General features: G+C 48.5%; 15 protein-coding genes. 8 read left to right on the top strand and 7 right to left on the bottom strand.

What is annotated here, in order from left to right:
- The first annotated feature begins 30 nt into the window (after positions 1-30).
- The 7 genes from EL633_RS09990 (at position 31) to EL633_RS09960 (ending at position 6,331) form a co-directional block, all read left to right on the top strand.
- Positions 31-1,230: a GAF domain-containing sensor histidine kinase gene (locus EL633_RS09990; protein ID WP_126627041.1), complete on the top strand. Its 1,200-nt coding sequence runs from the start codon at positions 31-33 to the stop codon at positions 1,228-1,230.
- 43 nt (positions 1,231-1,273) lie between these two features.
- Entirely contained in the window at positions 1,274-1,942 is a 669-nt protein-coding gene (locus EL633_RS09985) for a response regulator (RefSeq protein ID WP_126627040.1), read from the top strand.
- A 302-nt stretch (positions 1,943-2,244) separates the two neighbouring features.
- Positions 2,245-2,574, top strand: a complete 330-nt coding sequence (locus EL633_RS09980; protein WP_126627039.1) for a hypothetical protein — start codon at positions 2,245-2,247, stop codon at positions 2,572-2,574.
- 73 nt (positions 2,575-2,647) lie between these two features.
- Positions 2,648-4,471, top strand: a complete 1,824-nt coding sequence (locus EL633_RS09975) for an NAD(P)/FAD-dependent oxidoreductase (RefSeq protein WP_126627038.1) — start codon at positions 2,648-2,650, stop codon at positions 4,469-4,471.
- Positions 4,472-4,495: 24 nt separating this feature from the next.
- Complete coding sequence (locus tag EL633_RS09970; protein ID WP_126627037.1) at positions 4,496-4,804, top strand: 4Fe-4S dicluster domain-containing protein; 309 nt, start codon at positions 4,496-4,498, stop codon at positions 4,802-4,804.
- A gap of 44 nt (positions 4,805-4,848) precedes the next feature.
- Positions 4,849-5,808: a hypothetical protein gene (locus EL633_RS09965; protein ID WP_126627036.1), complete on the top strand. Its 960-nt coding sequence runs from the start codon at positions 4,849-4,851 to the stop codon at positions 5,806-5,808.
- A gap of 133 nt (positions 5,809-5,941) precedes the next feature.
- Positions 5,942-6,331: a hypothetical protein gene (locus tag EL633_RS09960; RefSeq protein ID WP_126627035.1), complete on the top strand. Its 390-nt coding sequence runs from the start codon at positions 5,942-5,944 to the stop codon at positions 6,329-6,331.
- A gap of 306 nt (positions 6,332-6,637) precedes the next feature.
- Here the strand turns inward: EL633_RS09960 and EL633_RS09955 are convergent, their stop codons facing one another.
- Positions 6,638-7,543: a hypothetical protein gene (locus EL633_RS09955; RefSeq protein WP_126627034.1), complete on the bottom strand. Its 906-nt coding sequence runs from the start codon at positions 7,541-7,543 to the stop codon at positions 6,638-6,640.
- A 431-nt stretch (positions 7,544-7,974) separates the two neighbouring features.
- Between EL633_RS09955 and EL633_RS09950 the strand changes: the two genes are divergently transcribed.
- Positions 7,975-9,390 carry a helix-turn-helix transcriptional regulator gene (locus tag EL633_RS09950; RefSeq protein WP_126627033.1) on the top strand — a complete coding sequence of 472 codons (1,416 nt, stop codon included), beginning with the start codon at positions 7,975-7,977 and terminating at the stop codon, positions 9,388-9,390.
- Between the two features lie 27 nt (positions 9,391-9,417).
- On the opposite strand, the gene EL633_RS09945 is transcribed toward EL633_RS09950, so the two are convergent.
- From EL633_RS09945 to EL633_RS38115, 6 genes are all read right to left on the bottom strand, one after another.
- A complete protein-coding gene (locus tag EL633_RS09945; RefSeq protein ID WP_218027453.1) occupies positions 9,418-10,233 on the bottom strand; it encodes a response regulator in 816 nt (271 codons plus the stop codon).
- 261 nt (positions 10,234-10,494) lie between these two features.
- Positions 10,495-10,977 (bottom strand): DinB family protein, encoded by a 483-nt coding sequence (locus EL633_RS09940; RefSeq protein ID WP_126627032.1) that lies wholly within the window; start codon positions 10,975-10,977, stop codon positions 10,495-10,497.
- 25 nt (positions 10,978-11,002) lie between these two features.
- Positions 11,003-11,998 (bottom strand): ParB/RepB/Spo0J family partition protein, encoded by a 996-nt coding sequence (locus tag EL633_RS09935; protein WP_126627031.1) that lies wholly within the window; start codon positions 11,996-11,998, stop codon positions 11,003-11,005.
- The gene (locus EL633_RS09930) at positions 11,991-12,761 is read right to left on the bottom strand and encodes a ParA family protein (RefSeq protein ID WP_126627030.1); all 771 of its coding nucleotides are present in this window, start codon (positions 12,759-12,761) and stop codon (positions 11,991-11,993) included. Before EL633_RS09930 ends, EL633_RS09935 begins: the two co-directional genes overlap by 8 nt.
- Positions 12,762-13,051: 290 nt before the next feature.
- Positions 13,052-13,564: a hypothetical protein gene (locus EL633_RS09925; protein ID WP_126627029.1), complete on the bottom strand. Its 513-nt coding sequence runs from the start codon at positions 13,562-13,564 to the stop codon at positions 13,052-13,054.
- 73 nt (positions 13,565-13,637) lie between these two features.
- Positions 13,638-13,868 (bottom strand): FmdB family zinc ribbon protein, encoded by a 231-nt coding sequence (locus tag EL633_RS38115; protein ID WP_126627028.1) that lies wholly within the window; start codon positions 13,866-13,868, stop codon positions 13,638-13,640.
- Positions 13,869-14,078: the final 210 nt, after the last annotated feature.

The raw sequence follows: 14,078 nt of genomic DNA, 5'->3' as shown, positions 1-14,078 counted from the left end.
CAGGAGTAATAACGGGAAGGCGCAGAAGATATGCAGCAACCACCACAGGACAAGCCAGAGACACCTTCACTACTCGATGGTAACCGAGAACTGGCGGTCCTCTATACAATTGCCAGTTATCTTAATCGGCAGATCGATGTACACGATGCGCTGCAAGAAGTACTGACCCATGTCACGCAGCTACTGGGTCTGCGCACAGGTTGGGTCTGGGTCATTGATGAAAAAGGCGAGCCCGTGGTGGCCGCCTCTCAATCCTTGCCTCCCTATCTCGCGGACCATGATGAACGTATGTGTGGCAGCTGCGTCTGCCTGGACACCTTCATGGGAGATACTATGGAGGAAGCCTCTAATATCAATGTCCTGCGCTGTAGCCGACTCAAAAACGCCGAGCGGGACAGTGATCCCAGTGCCCTGGGACTACGCTTTCACTCAAGTGTGCCTATCTACGCAGGCTCAACCCTGCTGGCCGTGTTAAACGTGGCCAGCGAGGATTGGCGTGAGCTACGTCCCGATGAATTGCAATTGCTGCATATCATCAGCGATCAGATTGGCCTGGCAATGCAACGGGCACGCCTCTCTGCAGAACATACGCGGGCGGCCGCACGATTAGCGACAACAGAGGAGCGTAACCGTCTGGCTCGTGAGATCCATGACACCATGGCCCAGGGACTCGCCGCCATCACATTGCAATTGGAGACTGCCGACGCCGTCATCGATTCGCGGCCCGAACGAGCCCACGAATCCATTCAGCGTGCATTGAACCTGGCCCGCCATAATCTGGAAGAGGCCCGGCGCTCCGTTATGGATCTGCGAGCCGCCCCCCTACAAGGACATACACTACCAGAAGCACTGGCTTCTATGGCTGCAGCAGAACCTCAACCTGTTGTACAATATAGCTATGCTCCTATAACTGGATTTCCAGCCCTACCCGCGCGCATTGAAGCTGGCCTCTACCGCATCGCACAGGAAGCGCTGACCAATGCTCGCAAGCATGCTCATGCTGAACATATTGAGATGCGTTTGCTCGCTGAGGAGAGCTGGATCAATCTGAGCATTCAAGATGATGGCATCGGCTTCGATGCAGACAATCTTCCACAGCATGGTGGCCCAAACTCAGGACATTTTGGACTTACCGGTATGGGGGAACGTGTCCGCATCCTTGAAGGCCACATGTGCATCTCAAGCGAAGCTGGTAGTGGAACATGCATCGAGGTGTCCGTGCCCTACTAACTGACGATCACGGCTCATAATTTCTATTGGAAAGGTGCACACCATGATCCGTATCATACTGGCGGACGATCATCCGATTGTTCGCGAAGGTCTTCATACATTACTAGAAACCCAGCCAGACTTTGAAGTAATCGCTGAATGCAAAAATGGGGAAGAAGCATTACGCGCTACTGCACAGTTACAACCAGATATGCTCTTGCTGGACCTGGAAATGCCGGTAAAAGATGGTGTAGAGACTATGCGCCTGCTCTCTCAACGACCCCAACGGCCACGTGTCATTATCTTTACTGCCTTTGACGATGATGAAAGAATCATCCATGCACTTCAGGCTGGCGCGGACGGCTATCTTCTCAAAGAGGCACCGCGCGAAGAGATCTTTAATTCCATCCGCATCACCATGAATGGTGGTTCCATGCTACAGCCAATTGTGGCTTCAAAACTCCTACGCCATGTTGGGCAGCAAAAAAACACTCCGGCACGTCCTGCTAATACCTTGCCGCCGGTAGAAGATCTGACCGAACGTGAACTAGAAGTACTACTCCTGCTCGCACAGGGCATGCCCAATAAAGAGATCGCATCCCATCTCATCATCAGTGAACGTACCGCCAAATTCCATGTCAGTTCCATCATGAGCAAACTTGGTGCCACTAATCGCACAGAAGCAGTCGCCATGGCCGCGCAGCGTGGTCTGATTAACCTCGGCGATTCATAATATGGCTTACTTTCCGTAAACGCGTTATGCTCATGATATTTACCAGATCTGTAAAGTCTCGGAACAATTTATGTGCAATGATCAAATAGAACACGTATCCCCTCACGCCAATACATTAACCGGACAATAAGAAATATAGGCTAATTTCAGCCTGAAAACCAGAAAACAGAAACAGCCTGATATACAATACATCATAGTATCAAGCCTTTAGGCCTATAAAATTTTTTGTTCTTCATTAATAGAATATTGGAACATCTCCATAATTAACTCTATCCATGAAGAGCACGCTAGGACGATTACAGATGAAATATCCGCGCTCAACAGCCCTTATCTCTGTACTCTTGCTTATTGGCATCCTTTCACTGGTAATAATAGGAATTGCCAGAGGCATCGGAACAGCAATAACGCATGGTCCCAGCATGGCACAAACATCGGGAGTTATTGTAAACATGGCTCCAGATAAAAGCTTTACCATTAAAAAAGCTAATGGTTCCCTTGTGCATTTCCAATGCAGTGAACGCTGCCAGAATTCAACGCCGCATATGGAGCGTCACTTAAAAGAACGTGCTAATACTGATATTTATTATATGCAAGCCGCCAATGGAATCTTCATAGCTGTAGATGTCGATTAGAGGATTACATTGGCGTATTTCTACTTTTTATCGCTAAGCGAAGAGTAGAAGCTGGCACAGGCGTTTTCTTCATATGTCGTCAGGATGTGAGATTGTGATCAACGAGTCGGATAAAAAAATCGTACCCATTAACCATAGTAGTCAACCGGCGATTGACCAGGCGGATATTGTCGTTATCGGCAATGGCATAGCAGGACTTACCGCAGCGGTCGAAGCACGCCGTCTCGCTCCCGAAAAGCGTATTGTGATCGTGACTGATCAGATTCATCCAACCATCAATACGCCTGCCCTCAAGCAATTTGCGATTGGCAAACTGACAAGAGAGCAGTTACTGGCATATCCAGCGGGAACCGAACGGGCCGAACGTATTCATGTTGTTAATGCACGCGTATCAGAGATCCACGCCCAGAGCAAGTATGTTATGCTCAATAACAAGCGCGGCTTTGGCTATGACTCGCTCTTAATCGCCACAGGTAGTACCCCACAGGGACTCCCCGAGAACACTCCCGGCCGGAATTTTGATGGTGTACTTACCCTGCATCGCTTACAGGATTTTCTGGATTTACGCCGTCGTCTGGCGGAAGTGAATGAAGCAGTCGTCATTGGTGGAGGTGTCCATGCCATTGAAACGGTAATGGGCCTTCTCTACTGGGGCATCCGTGTTCACTGGCTGATTCGCGGCAAAACATTTATGGGCCGTATGCTGGACGAAACGGCCTCAGAAATGGTACTGAACAATATTCGCCGCACCGGTGTACTTGTGCATCTGGAAACCGAGGTGGCCGGCATTATTGGACGTGTAGGGGCCGTAGCCGGTGTAATCACCAATCAACAGGAAATGATTCCTTGTCAGATGGTTTTAAGTTGTACTGGTACCCAGGCCGCGACATCGCTGGCAAAGAACTGCACAGTGCCGATGATGCATAAAAATGGGATCCTGGTCGATGACAAGTTACGCACCAGTGTACGCGATATCTATGCCGCAGGCGACGTTGCCGCCTTGAAAAATCCTCAAACGGGCAACTACGAGCCACGAGCTCAGTGGTATGCGGCCGTTGCTCAAGGCCGGATCGCCGGATCCATGATGGTTGGCAACAAAGAGCTAGCCATGCAACCATTTGGAGTACCATGGCACGCCACCCACCTGGGAGAGCTCTCCATGCTCACAGCAGGCGAACCGCTCACGAAAGATCCTCGTACAACCGTCTTAACCGATAACAGTCAGAATGGCTATCGCCGTGTCTGCATATTGGATGATCGTCTGGTCGGCTATCTTTCCATGGGGCATAGTCAGCCTGACAGTCTGGCTATTAAACGCCTGATTGACGAGGGTATTCCGATCAAAAATGTTACGAAAGCACTGTTAAAGGGACAGTTCGACTCACGCTCGTATCTTTCGCACCAGCGTTCGCATGCCGCCAGGAATATGCTGTCTCAGAAACTACCACCGCTCCTCAAACCAGAGGAGTCGGCGCCACCACGACGTACACCAAATACAGACGAGCTGCTACAGTTGGCCCAACAAAGACAGTTGGAAGTGCAGTCAGCCAGGCCACAGCAGATGCGGCCCCAGGTACAGTCAACAGCCAGACCACAGCAGGTACACAGAGCCGAACCGGTCGCACCCATGGCGATCATTCCTTTTGACGATGATGAGATCAATCCATTTACCGGCAACCTGCCCTCCGTCGCGCTGCCTGAGCCAGCAAAACCTGGACGTTATATACAAGAAAATAATTATCAGCCACGACTGGAACCGATCACACCAGTGAATGCTCAAGTGTTTGCCAGGGCAAGCGACAATAGAGTAAATTACCCTGCCAGCCCCGAAAAAAAGGATTTGCGCTACAAGTTATGGGCCTACGTTAATCCGGACGCTGACAGCGATAATGTATAGATTCATGAAGGAGAAAAATACAAAATGCTAAGAATGCTAAAGCCAAATTCCATTATCCTTCATAAGACGAGGCCCCAGGTAGGGCAAGAGATTCAAGCATGCATCGGTTGCAATGAATGTATTCTGGCCTGTCCAGCGGTGGCGGAACCAATCACCATCGATATGCTCAATCGTGAAACGCTGTCTGGTCCCATCTCAGAGCCGGTTGCACGTTTTGCACGTGCCTGCTACCAATGTGGTGCCTGCGTCTCCCCATGTCCGGTGGGATTACATCGTGATTCCATGATGCTCTGGCTAAAGGTTCGCCTCCTCAGCATCGGATCCGGGGAATAAAGGATGAGCGTCAAACAGAAGCAGCAGAAGAGAGGCAGGAACAGATGAATAAATTGAGCGATGAGAAAGGCTACCCCTGGCTTTTTCTGGATACCACACGACCATGGTTTAGAACCTGGACGATCACCCTGGGGATTATCCTTGTATGTATTCTCAGTCTCTTCGTCTATTCACGCTTCAGCACAGATATGTCTCCAGATAGTCTGGCCGGTTATATTTATGCTATTGTTGGTAGCACCTTTATGTTGCTGGCAACGTTTCTTTACACACGTGTACGACGTACCCATCGGCGTAAAATAGGCCAGTTGAATCAGGCGCTCAACTGGCACATCTGCTTCGGTGTCGTTGCCATCTTTTTGCTTGTACTGCATTCCTTCGGTAACTTTAATCCCCGCAGCGGAACCTACGCCCTCTATGGCATGATTGGTCTGGTACTGAGCGGCTTCATCGGACGGATGATCGATCGGTTGGTGCCACGTCAGATTACGAAAGAAGTCAAAAAAGCCTTAACAGAACAAGGCGAGGACCGCATAGAGTATATTTCCAACACAGTTGAACAAATTGTGACCCATAATGCTCAGGACCTTGGTGCCTTCCAGTCCAGGACACCTGCCACCAAACCCACTCGTCCCCTGCCATCAACCGTAGCCGCCGCAGATCCCATCAGTATGGGAGGAACATCGTTACCGGGTTCATGGGATATTGCCTATATCTCACTTGAAGAAACACCGCAGGAGATCAGTCGCAACAATCAGCAATACCGCTTTGTGCCCGACAAGAAAAGTGCATTGGCAGCCCCAGGTGCTCTGATTCCAGGCTATAATCAACAGATTGAGCAGCTACAGGACATTCAAAAGGCATTGCAGCGAGAACAATTCTATCGCGCCCTCATTCGCTACTGGCGTATCTTCCACGTCTTGCTGGTTTTAGTTACCTTTGGGCTCACCATCTGGCACCTGGTCTACGCAGGACAACTGCTGATCCCGACCTTTTTCCGTCATTGAGCAGCTAAAAAAGAAGAGTCTCATAGAGGTTAAATGTCCATAATTAAAAGTTGCGTCACTTTGAAACATAATACACAACCGGGACACGCTCTTGCTCGTATTACATACATGGCGTTCAGCAGGAGGAAAAAATATGTTACAGCAATCAGCCAAAAACCACTATGACAATAGGGGTAGCCAGCTCCCAAGAGAGCTTGCACGTCCTAAACGGCTGCAAATTTTCTTACACGGTTTTAAAACACTTAAATTAGTTAAAGCGTTAATGGTAGATAGGCGAGTACCCGTCTTCAAAAAAGGACTCTTTGTTGCTTCGATAGCTGGCATTATAGCAATTTTGCTTTTTCCGGACGCCATCAACGAGACCATTTTGAGTACAGTATTGCCGTTGGTAGGAACGGTGATAGGAGTGCCATTGGATGCAGGCTTTGACTGGATCGCATTATCACTGGTAGCGGTCAATCTTTTACGCTACTTCCCAGCCGAGGTTGTTTCGGAGCATTATGGGCACATTTTTGATAAATAAACACTGATACAAAAATAGAGTAAGAACTTTATCCCCCAGCTTCATTGACCGGCTCACAAGTAGGACTAACGGTCAAAAGTCGATGGGGGATTTTTTTATCTTTCTATATCTCCACCAGCGTGCTATAAACAAACAGGATTTCTCAACAACAAACCATCCCACCATTTTTATATATAGATATAAATCTATATTACCCTCAATTGATCTTTAGATCAGGAGAGAGTGGGAAATGAAAGTTGCATTTATCAACAGAGACAGGTCGAGCCTGCTAGCAATAGAATGCTAAACCGTCAGGATTTTGAATATTCAGTTAATGGGTGCCGTTAGCTTATCATTGGATGTTGCAGGTCGAAACTTCTTACCATCATTGATAAAGACAGAGACCTGATCCTGATTAGACAAGTGAACATGTACAATCATATCCGGCTTTTTATCACCATTCAGATCTTTAAAATCCAGGGTAACTGGTGCCAGATCGTCATTATCACTGCTAATTAAATTCACCACATAACTAATAGATTTACCAGCTCCTGTATCACCGCCCATCATTTCAAAAATCACAGCTTGATGATTGTAATTTATGGCCATAAAATGACTTTTATGCAGCTCGCTATCACCATGACCCACAACAGCATCCGTGTGAAATGTACGGGGATACCCATACTTAAAATCGTTGTAGCGGGTAACACCCCAGGCTAGAACCGTGCTACCCAGGACCCACAAGACCAGCATAGCTACCATACCAACGCCGGCCGGCAAGAGCCAGTGTACACGCCGCTGCGGCTTCTCAGTAACAGGTGGCTTGGATGGTCGCGTCGTTTTCGTTGTTGACGATGTGGTATATGAGGGAGGAGGCTGCACAGGTAGACGTGGTTGCCGTCCCGTATGGCCGGTCTGGCGCATCTGTGGCGGTAAATCTCTTGTCATACCCTGGCCCTGACGTCTGGTTGGTACAGCAGCATTAACAGGTTGTGAACCAGAATAACGCGGTGCTTGAGTATTTGTAAAACGGACAACGCTCGAACTTGAACGAGGCGGATCTATCATCCCTTCGTCAAAACGATATCCATCGGTATGTGGCGATGCATCGGCTCTGCCCATCGGTCTTTCTCGACTTGTTGGTCTTTGATACACCGAGGTATGAGGATCTTGACTACCTGTCATTCCTCTTCCGCGTCGTCTCGACGCTGACTGTTCACCATCGGCCGCCATGAGTAATCCTTTCTCTTGCTGTATGGCTTACCTGCCAATAATACAGGAAGATATCACAGTTTAGCATTAAAACTGTATCGAAAGCTATCATACTATCAAACTGAAAGCTGTGTCAAATGGTTGTTTCACTATGTACCAGGATTTTTCTTTTTGTTCCAGGTTATAGAGAATTTATTTTGCTGTGCGCTCTATTATCCTCTTCAGGTTTTTCGCCGCCTTCGGCGGCGAAGGGAGAGAGGGGAGATTGTGGGGGACACCCCCACTCCCCCGGCAGGCGGACTGACCGTCCTCCTGCACCTCCTGCTTCTCCCAGTTGCTACTATTCTTACGTATGAGTAACACATCGGGTTGACAAATGCCTTTCTTTGCTGGCGGAGTATGATGAGAAGAGAAAGGCCGATCTTGATTCCAGCTTACTGGAGAGATAAATAATGGGAACAGCAGATAAAGCCACAGGTTCTTCCTCATCAGCAACTCACTCAGATATGTTGCCAGAGGTTATGTATAGTCTGGATAGTCTGACGGATCTGTATGAAATGGGATTTGTGTTGGGTATGAGGATGGAAATCCACGAGTTACGCCAGCATATTCTTACGCATATGCGACGCCCTATTCAAGCCACGGGTGCCTGCCTGTTACTGTATCATGCAGCACAGCAGCATTTTATTCCGGTAAGTAATCAAGGAGAGAAGTTACCCTGGGGCCTGCTTTCCACTAGCCTTAATGGGCACAAGATTGAGCAACTTTCTTCACGCGGACCCGGCGCGACTCTCGATACGATAGAGATTAATAATAGAGCTATGTTACTGGTAACGCTCAATTGCCACAAAGCGTTAATTGGCCTGGTTGCTCTGGCGCCAGTGGATAATACTATCCTGCTAGATGCCAGAGGGCTCCTCCTGACCTATATGGGAAATGTGGCGGGTCAGATTCTCTATACTCACCAGCAATGGGATAATGAGCGTCATGCTGTGGTTGAACGTGAGCGCCAGCGTATGGCACGCGATATCCATGATAGTGTTGTTCAGCAGATTACCTTTACCTTTTATAAATTAGAGCTGATTCAGCGCTTGCTAGAACGGCAACAGGTACAGGATGCCATGCAGGAAGCTGTACGAGCACGCACAATTCTTGAGGAGAGCATTCAAGGGTTACGCGCCAGTATCAATGCCTTACCGCCACCACAACTGGAGGAACAGACAATCTTCGCAGCTATCACCCAATTGCTTGAACAGTACAGTATGCATAATCCCAGGACCACTATTCAACGCAATATCACTGCTCTCCAGCAGGTGCCAGAGCGCCTGGAAGTACCTATTCTGCGTTTGCTGCAAGAAGCGCTGGCAAATATTCGCAAACATGCACATGCCACAGAAATATGGGTGAATATCTATATCCAAAGCAATCTGCTGATTATCATCATCAAAGATAATGGTCGTGGGATTATTATCCCGCCATCTCAACAAACAGACAGAGCATCAGAGGTAGTAGAACACCAGGATCAATGGCAAAAGAATCAGGAGATCGCAACAGCGCATATGGGATTGCAGACTATGCGCGAGCGTGTGCAGGAGGCTGGGGGGACCTGGCAGTTGCGTAGCCAGCCTGACAAGGGAACCAGCATTAAAGTGTGTTTTCCCCTTGCCCATCCTATCGTAGAGCTAACCACAAGGGAACGCGAGATTTTGCGCCTGATGGTTGAAGGCTTAACCAACCGGGCAATAGCGCAGAAACTTGCTATCAGCCACGATACGGTAAAAACACATGTACACCATATCATGCAGAAGCTTCAGGTTAAAGATCGAGCGCAAGCCGCGCTGGTTGCCGCAGCCCAGGGCTGGCTCTAAAATGGCCAGATAGGCACGGCAAGCGGCTTAGAGCTCTTCATCGGGTAAGAGACCCTGGCGCAAAGCAAAAATAGCTACCTGGGTGCGATCGCGCAAATGCAATTTTTGGAAGATAATAGACAGATAATTCTTAACCGTCTTCTCTGAATAAGCCAGACGTTCAGCAATCTCTTTATTGCTCATACCGGCCGCCAGGTAGCGGATTATCTCGACCTCTTTTTCTGAGAGTTGGGCAACATGCTGACCGGCAGGCGATGTGGATTCTGGTTGACGCCGTAACTCATTGACCAGCACACCAGTCAAAGAAGGTGAGATCGCCACGCCACCCGCATGAACCGTACGAATAGCCTGGGCCACATCACGAGCAGAGGCATTCTTAAGGAGATAGCCCCTGGCACCGTTGCGCATAGCTTCAACAATCTGTTGATTCTGGCGATGCATCGTCAACATAATCACCGCCACACCCGGAAATTGCTGGGTCACCTGGCGCGTAATGGCAATACCATCCACCACCGGCAAATTAATATCCATCAGCACCACATCAGGATGCAACTGCCGAATCTGCTCCAATGCCGTAAAGCCATCTACCGCCTCTCCCACCACTTCAATATCATCCTCTAAAGAAAAAAGCTGGCTCAAGCCTTCACGGATCAAGGCATGGTCATCCACAATCAGGACACGTACCTGACTCGTAGGTGGCATACCCATATTATTCCAACCATCACCGGCACCGGTAGCCAGAGATTGTCCATCATTTCCCATAAAAACCGGAGAAGGAAGAGTCACAGACTCTGTTGCCACCGTTGTATGTAAGCGATGATCCTCAGTATCAGGATAGCGCATAAAAAGACTCCTTCCAACCTGAACAGAATAGTAATTTATCAATGGCACCACCTGCTGCCGCCAGATTTACTTGCTTCATACACTGCCATATTCTCAGTATAGCCTGTGAACAAATGGGGGAATCAGCTCATACTTAGAAAAGGCACCAGAAGAGGCTAGAAGGGTCGTACCAGGTTACATAACAAACCAGTACCCGCAATGCCTACAATATGGATTGTCAGGCGGCTGATGGCCATGGAAAGGTGGTAATAGCTGATGGACTTAGGGTAAGGTGGAAAGCATGGTAATTAACTGCCGGCTATGTTGCCGATCGTGCAAAGGCAGCATATTTACGAGCTGATAAAATTTGCGTGGTCCCCATGAAGAAAAGATAAAGGGACGCTCCCAGACTTCAGGCGACACCTGAGCTAAATACGCGAAAAGTTCTTTACGGCACACAGCCATCTCTTCGAGAACTCCATCCAGCGTAAGAGGAGGCTCAACCGTTTTAACGTTGACTGGCAATAATTGGATCAACGTATCCAATTGAGGATTATCTTGCGTCTGAATATCCTGCAGTTGCTTGAGCGCAATGCCTTCGATTGTGGAAAGATGATGGGCGATCAATAAAGGTGACTCGCCTGCGGTTGTGAGGGGGCGGGCAAAATCCTCATGTTTAAAAGCAGCCAGATGACCCATAAACTCGATACGAGCCATGACCAATTTACGCCGTACCTTCACAAAAGGACTCTCAATCCCCGCCATGTCACCTCCCCAGATGGTCTTAAGACTAGTCTTCTCGCGGTGGAACTAATCGATTATACAAACCATCTAATTCATCTTGATTATTGAAATGCAGGACCAGCGTACCTTTACCTTTAGGATTACATTTCAGGTCAACCTTGACCATCAAGGCGTCACGGAAATGAGATTCCAAACTGCTCAGTTCAGGTGAGCGTACAGGTGGCTGTGACAACTGGGCCGCGGCGGCTTCAACGTTCTCTGAGCCTTTAATGCGAGCGGCCAATTCTTCAGCCTGACGCACATTCAAGCGTAAGGCAATGATCTGCTCCATGGCCTTCACCTGATCGTCTTCATTGGTAATACTGATCAAGGCACGCGCATGTCCAGCCGTGAAATTATCGACCTGGCTCACCAGCATATCACGTACACGCACCGGCAATTGTAGCAGGCGTAACGAATTTGTCACTGTCGCCCGATCCTTACCAACCTGTGTAGCCACCATCTCCTGGGTCAGACCAAATTCCTGTACCAGCGCCTGATATGCCAGAGCCTCCTCAATAGGGTTCAAGTCAGCGCGCTGAATATTTTCGATCAGGGCTAACTCCAGCATTTGCAGTGGGGTCACATCCTTAATCACTACCGGCACCTTTGTCAGGCCAGCCAGACGGGAAGCACGCCAGCGCCGCTCACCGGCGATAATCTGAAACTGCACCACCTCTACCACAGCAGATGGTTCGGGAGAACCAAACCAATCATTAGCCGTCTGCGTAGATTGAGCCTTATCCGCCCCATCCAAACGCGTCACCACAATCGGCTGAATCAAACCATGCTCTTTAATCGAGTCCCGCAACTCAAGTAATTTAGGATCATCCTCACGAAAGATGCGCCGTGGCTGGCGAGGATTAGGAATAATACTTTCAATAGGCACAAACGGCAGCGAATCAGTTGAAACATTTACTGGTTGTTGGGCAGACATCACATCGGACGCGCCTGGCAAAAGCGCATTCAGTCCACGCCCCAATCCGGATTTCGGTTTAGCCACGAGCTAACACCTCCTCGGCAAGCGCACGATATGCCAGACCCCCAGGAGAAGTAGGATCATAATCCAGGATCGACTGACCAAAACTGGGAGCCTCACTGAGACGGACATTTCGATTAATAATGGTGTGAAAAATCTCTTCCGGGAAGTGGGAACGAACTTCACGCACAATATCTGCCGCCAGGCGTGTACGCGAGTCAAACATCGTCATTACCACACCAACAATATACAATTCAGCGTTCAACTTGGACTTCACAATATTGACTGTATTCAACAACTGGCTCAAACCTTCCAGTGCCAGATATTCACACTGGATCGGAATCACAATGCCATCGGACGCTACCAGGGCATTAATGGTCAACAGGCCGAGAGAAGGCGGACAATCAATAATTACATAATCACAGCGCTCGCGAATAGGCTCAAGAATCTGACGTAGGCGATGCTCACGAGCCATTGCTCCCACCAACTCAATCTCGGCGGCGGCCAGATCCACAGTACACGGAGCTACCACCAGTTCACGGCGTGAAGTTGGCACAATTACATCAAATATAGAAATTTCATCATTCTCTTGTATCAGTAAATCGTAAATCGTGTGCGTACGTTTGTTTTTTAAGACGCCGATCCCGCTTGATGCATTGGCCTGAGGGTCCATATCAACCAGCAGTACCCTGCGCCCGGCAGCAGCTAAATAGGTTGCCAGGTTGATAGCTGTCGTGGTTTTTCCCACTCCGCCCTTCTGGTTAGTAATTGCATATACTTTTGACACAGGATCCTACCATGCCTTTCCTCTTCCATGCTGAAGACCATAAAGCTCCGCTTCACCGACATTGTAACAAATGTATCAAATAGAAGCAACATGAGTTATCGTTATGGTGCAAATTTGTCTATTTGAGCACATGACAGACCGGGTACGTAATGGATACATCAACACAGCCAGTCATGGATAGAAGTTAATGAAAACCGATAAAAGCAGCTAAAAGATAAAAATAATGTGCAGACCACATAACAAAGAGGGTTCATCATACATAGCATGAACCCTGATGGCGGTAAACTGGACTATAATGTGACGCGATTACCACCTGCCGGCATGGTAAAACGTAGGAAGCCTCCACCAGCCAGGCGGGTACACAGTACAGCGATAGTATAGAACACAAACAAAAAGACTGCTGTGCGCAATTCATATAAACCATAACCGAGCCAGCTTAAATGACTGGCCGCATCAGTGGTGGCCAGACGCAACAAAACAGGACCCTTCTGCACTTCAAACATTGTCAAGGGTAAGCCAAGACACAGGCTTATCACGATATCAAAAGCCAGACAAATGGCCGCTATTCTGGGTCCCAGCAGCCAGAAACGCCTGCTAAGACGCTCCCGCTTTGTAGAGGTCATACGGCGCGCAGCCCACACTGGTGGTAGAATGTATTGAAAGACTAAGAACAGCAGGGGTATTGCCACAAATGTCCAATCGGGAAAGAACGCTGGAGTGATTAATGCTCCGAGCCGACCGAGGACATAAATGATAACCCCTTCAATAATACCGCGGCGATAGCTCACTTTATTGAATAGCATAAAGACAAACCTGATTTCGGCTTATGAATAGAAAACTGTTAGAAAAAACATGTACATGTTGTAAGTATAAGGACTAGTTGCAACCACAGGAACCGCCACCGCAACCGCAACTTCCACCGGCATCGGGCAGACCATCAAAAGATAAATCTTCGCCATTGCCTCTGGGAGACGCAAATACGGAGAGGAGGCGGCGAACTTTTTCGCTATGACATTTCATACAAACAACATCATCAGCATGTTTATGGCTGACCAGAAGCTCAAACTTCGCTTTGCAGTCTGAGCAATAGTACTCGAACAACGGCATAAAAAGTTACCTCCATTCTATAAGAAACGCTCTATATCAAAGGATATTGTAGTGTCTGGCTGTGACTGCGTCAAGTCAGCTATAATAGGGGTCGGCCTTTTTTGTGATCCTTTTTGTCAACTGCGACATGAGAGAGAGACGGTAGTTCCGCACCGTGATCTTCTTTTGATCGCAACCAGATACAACTTTAGGGCAGGATTAAAAGACATC

The sequence above is a fragment of the Dictyobacter alpinus genome, from assembly GCF_003967575.1.
Taxonomy (GTDB): domain Bacteria; phylum Chloroflexota; class Ktedonobacteria; order Ktedonobacterales; family Ktedonobacteraceae; genus Dictyobacter; species Dictyobacter alpinus.
The sequence above is the reverse complement of the archived record's forward strand: the minus strand, read 5'-3'. Positions and strand labels throughout refer to the sequence as shown.

Excerpts from the sequence above, each read along its gene's own strand:
- EL633_RS09990 (WP_126627041.1), top strand. The coding sequence starts at position 31 with ATGCAGCAACCACCACAGGACAAGCCAGAGACACCTTCACTACTCGAT.
- EL633_RS09985 (WP_126627040.1), top strand. The coding sequence starts at position 1,274 with ATGATCCGTATCATACTGGCGGACGATCATCCGATTGTTCGCGAAGGT.
- EL633_RS09980 (WP_126627039.1), top strand. The coding sequence starts at position 2,245 with ATGAAATATCCGCGCTCAACAGCCCTTATCTCTGTACTCTTGCTTATT.
- EL633_RS09975 (WP_126627038.1), top strand. The coding sequence starts at position 2,648 with ATGTCGTCAGGATGTGAGATTGTGATCAACGAGTCGGATAAAAAAATC.
- EL633_RS09970 (WP_126627037.1), top strand. The coding sequence starts at position 4,496 with ATGCTAAGAATGCTAAAGCCAAATTCCATTATCCTTCATAAGACGAGG.
- EL633_RS09965 (WP_126627036.1), top strand. The coding sequence starts at position 4,849 with ATGAATAAATTGAGCGATGAGAAAGGCTACCCCTGGCTTTTTCTGGAT.
- EL633_RS09960 (WP_126627035.1), top strand. The coding sequence starts at position 5,942 with ATGTTACAGCAATCAGCCAAAAACCACTATGACAATAGGGGTAGCCAG.
- EL633_RS09955 (WP_126627034.1), bottom strand. The coding sequence starts at position 7,543 with ATGGCGGCCGATGGTGAACAGTCAGCGTCGAGACGACGCGGAAGAGGA.
- EL633_RS09950 (WP_126627033.1), top strand. The coding sequence starts at position 7,975 with ATGGGAACAGCAGATAAAGCCACAGGTTCTTCCTCATCAGCAACTCAC.
- EL633_RS09945 (WP_218027453.1), bottom strand. The coding sequence starts at position 10,233 with ATGCGCTATCCTGATACTGAGGATCATCGCTTACATACAACGGTGGCA.
- EL633_RS09940 (WP_126627032.1), bottom strand. The coding sequence starts at position 10,977 with ATGGCGGGGATTGAGAGTCCTTTTGTGAAGGTACGGCGTAAATTGGTC.
- EL633_RS09925 (WP_126627029.1), bottom strand. The coding sequence starts at position 13,564 with ATGCTATTCAATAAAGTGAGCTATCGCCGCGGTATTATTGAAGGGGTT.
- EL633_RS38115 (WP_126627028.1), bottom strand. The coding sequence starts at position 13,868 with ATGCCGTTGTTCGAGTACTATTGCTCAGACTGCAAAGCGAAGTTTGAG.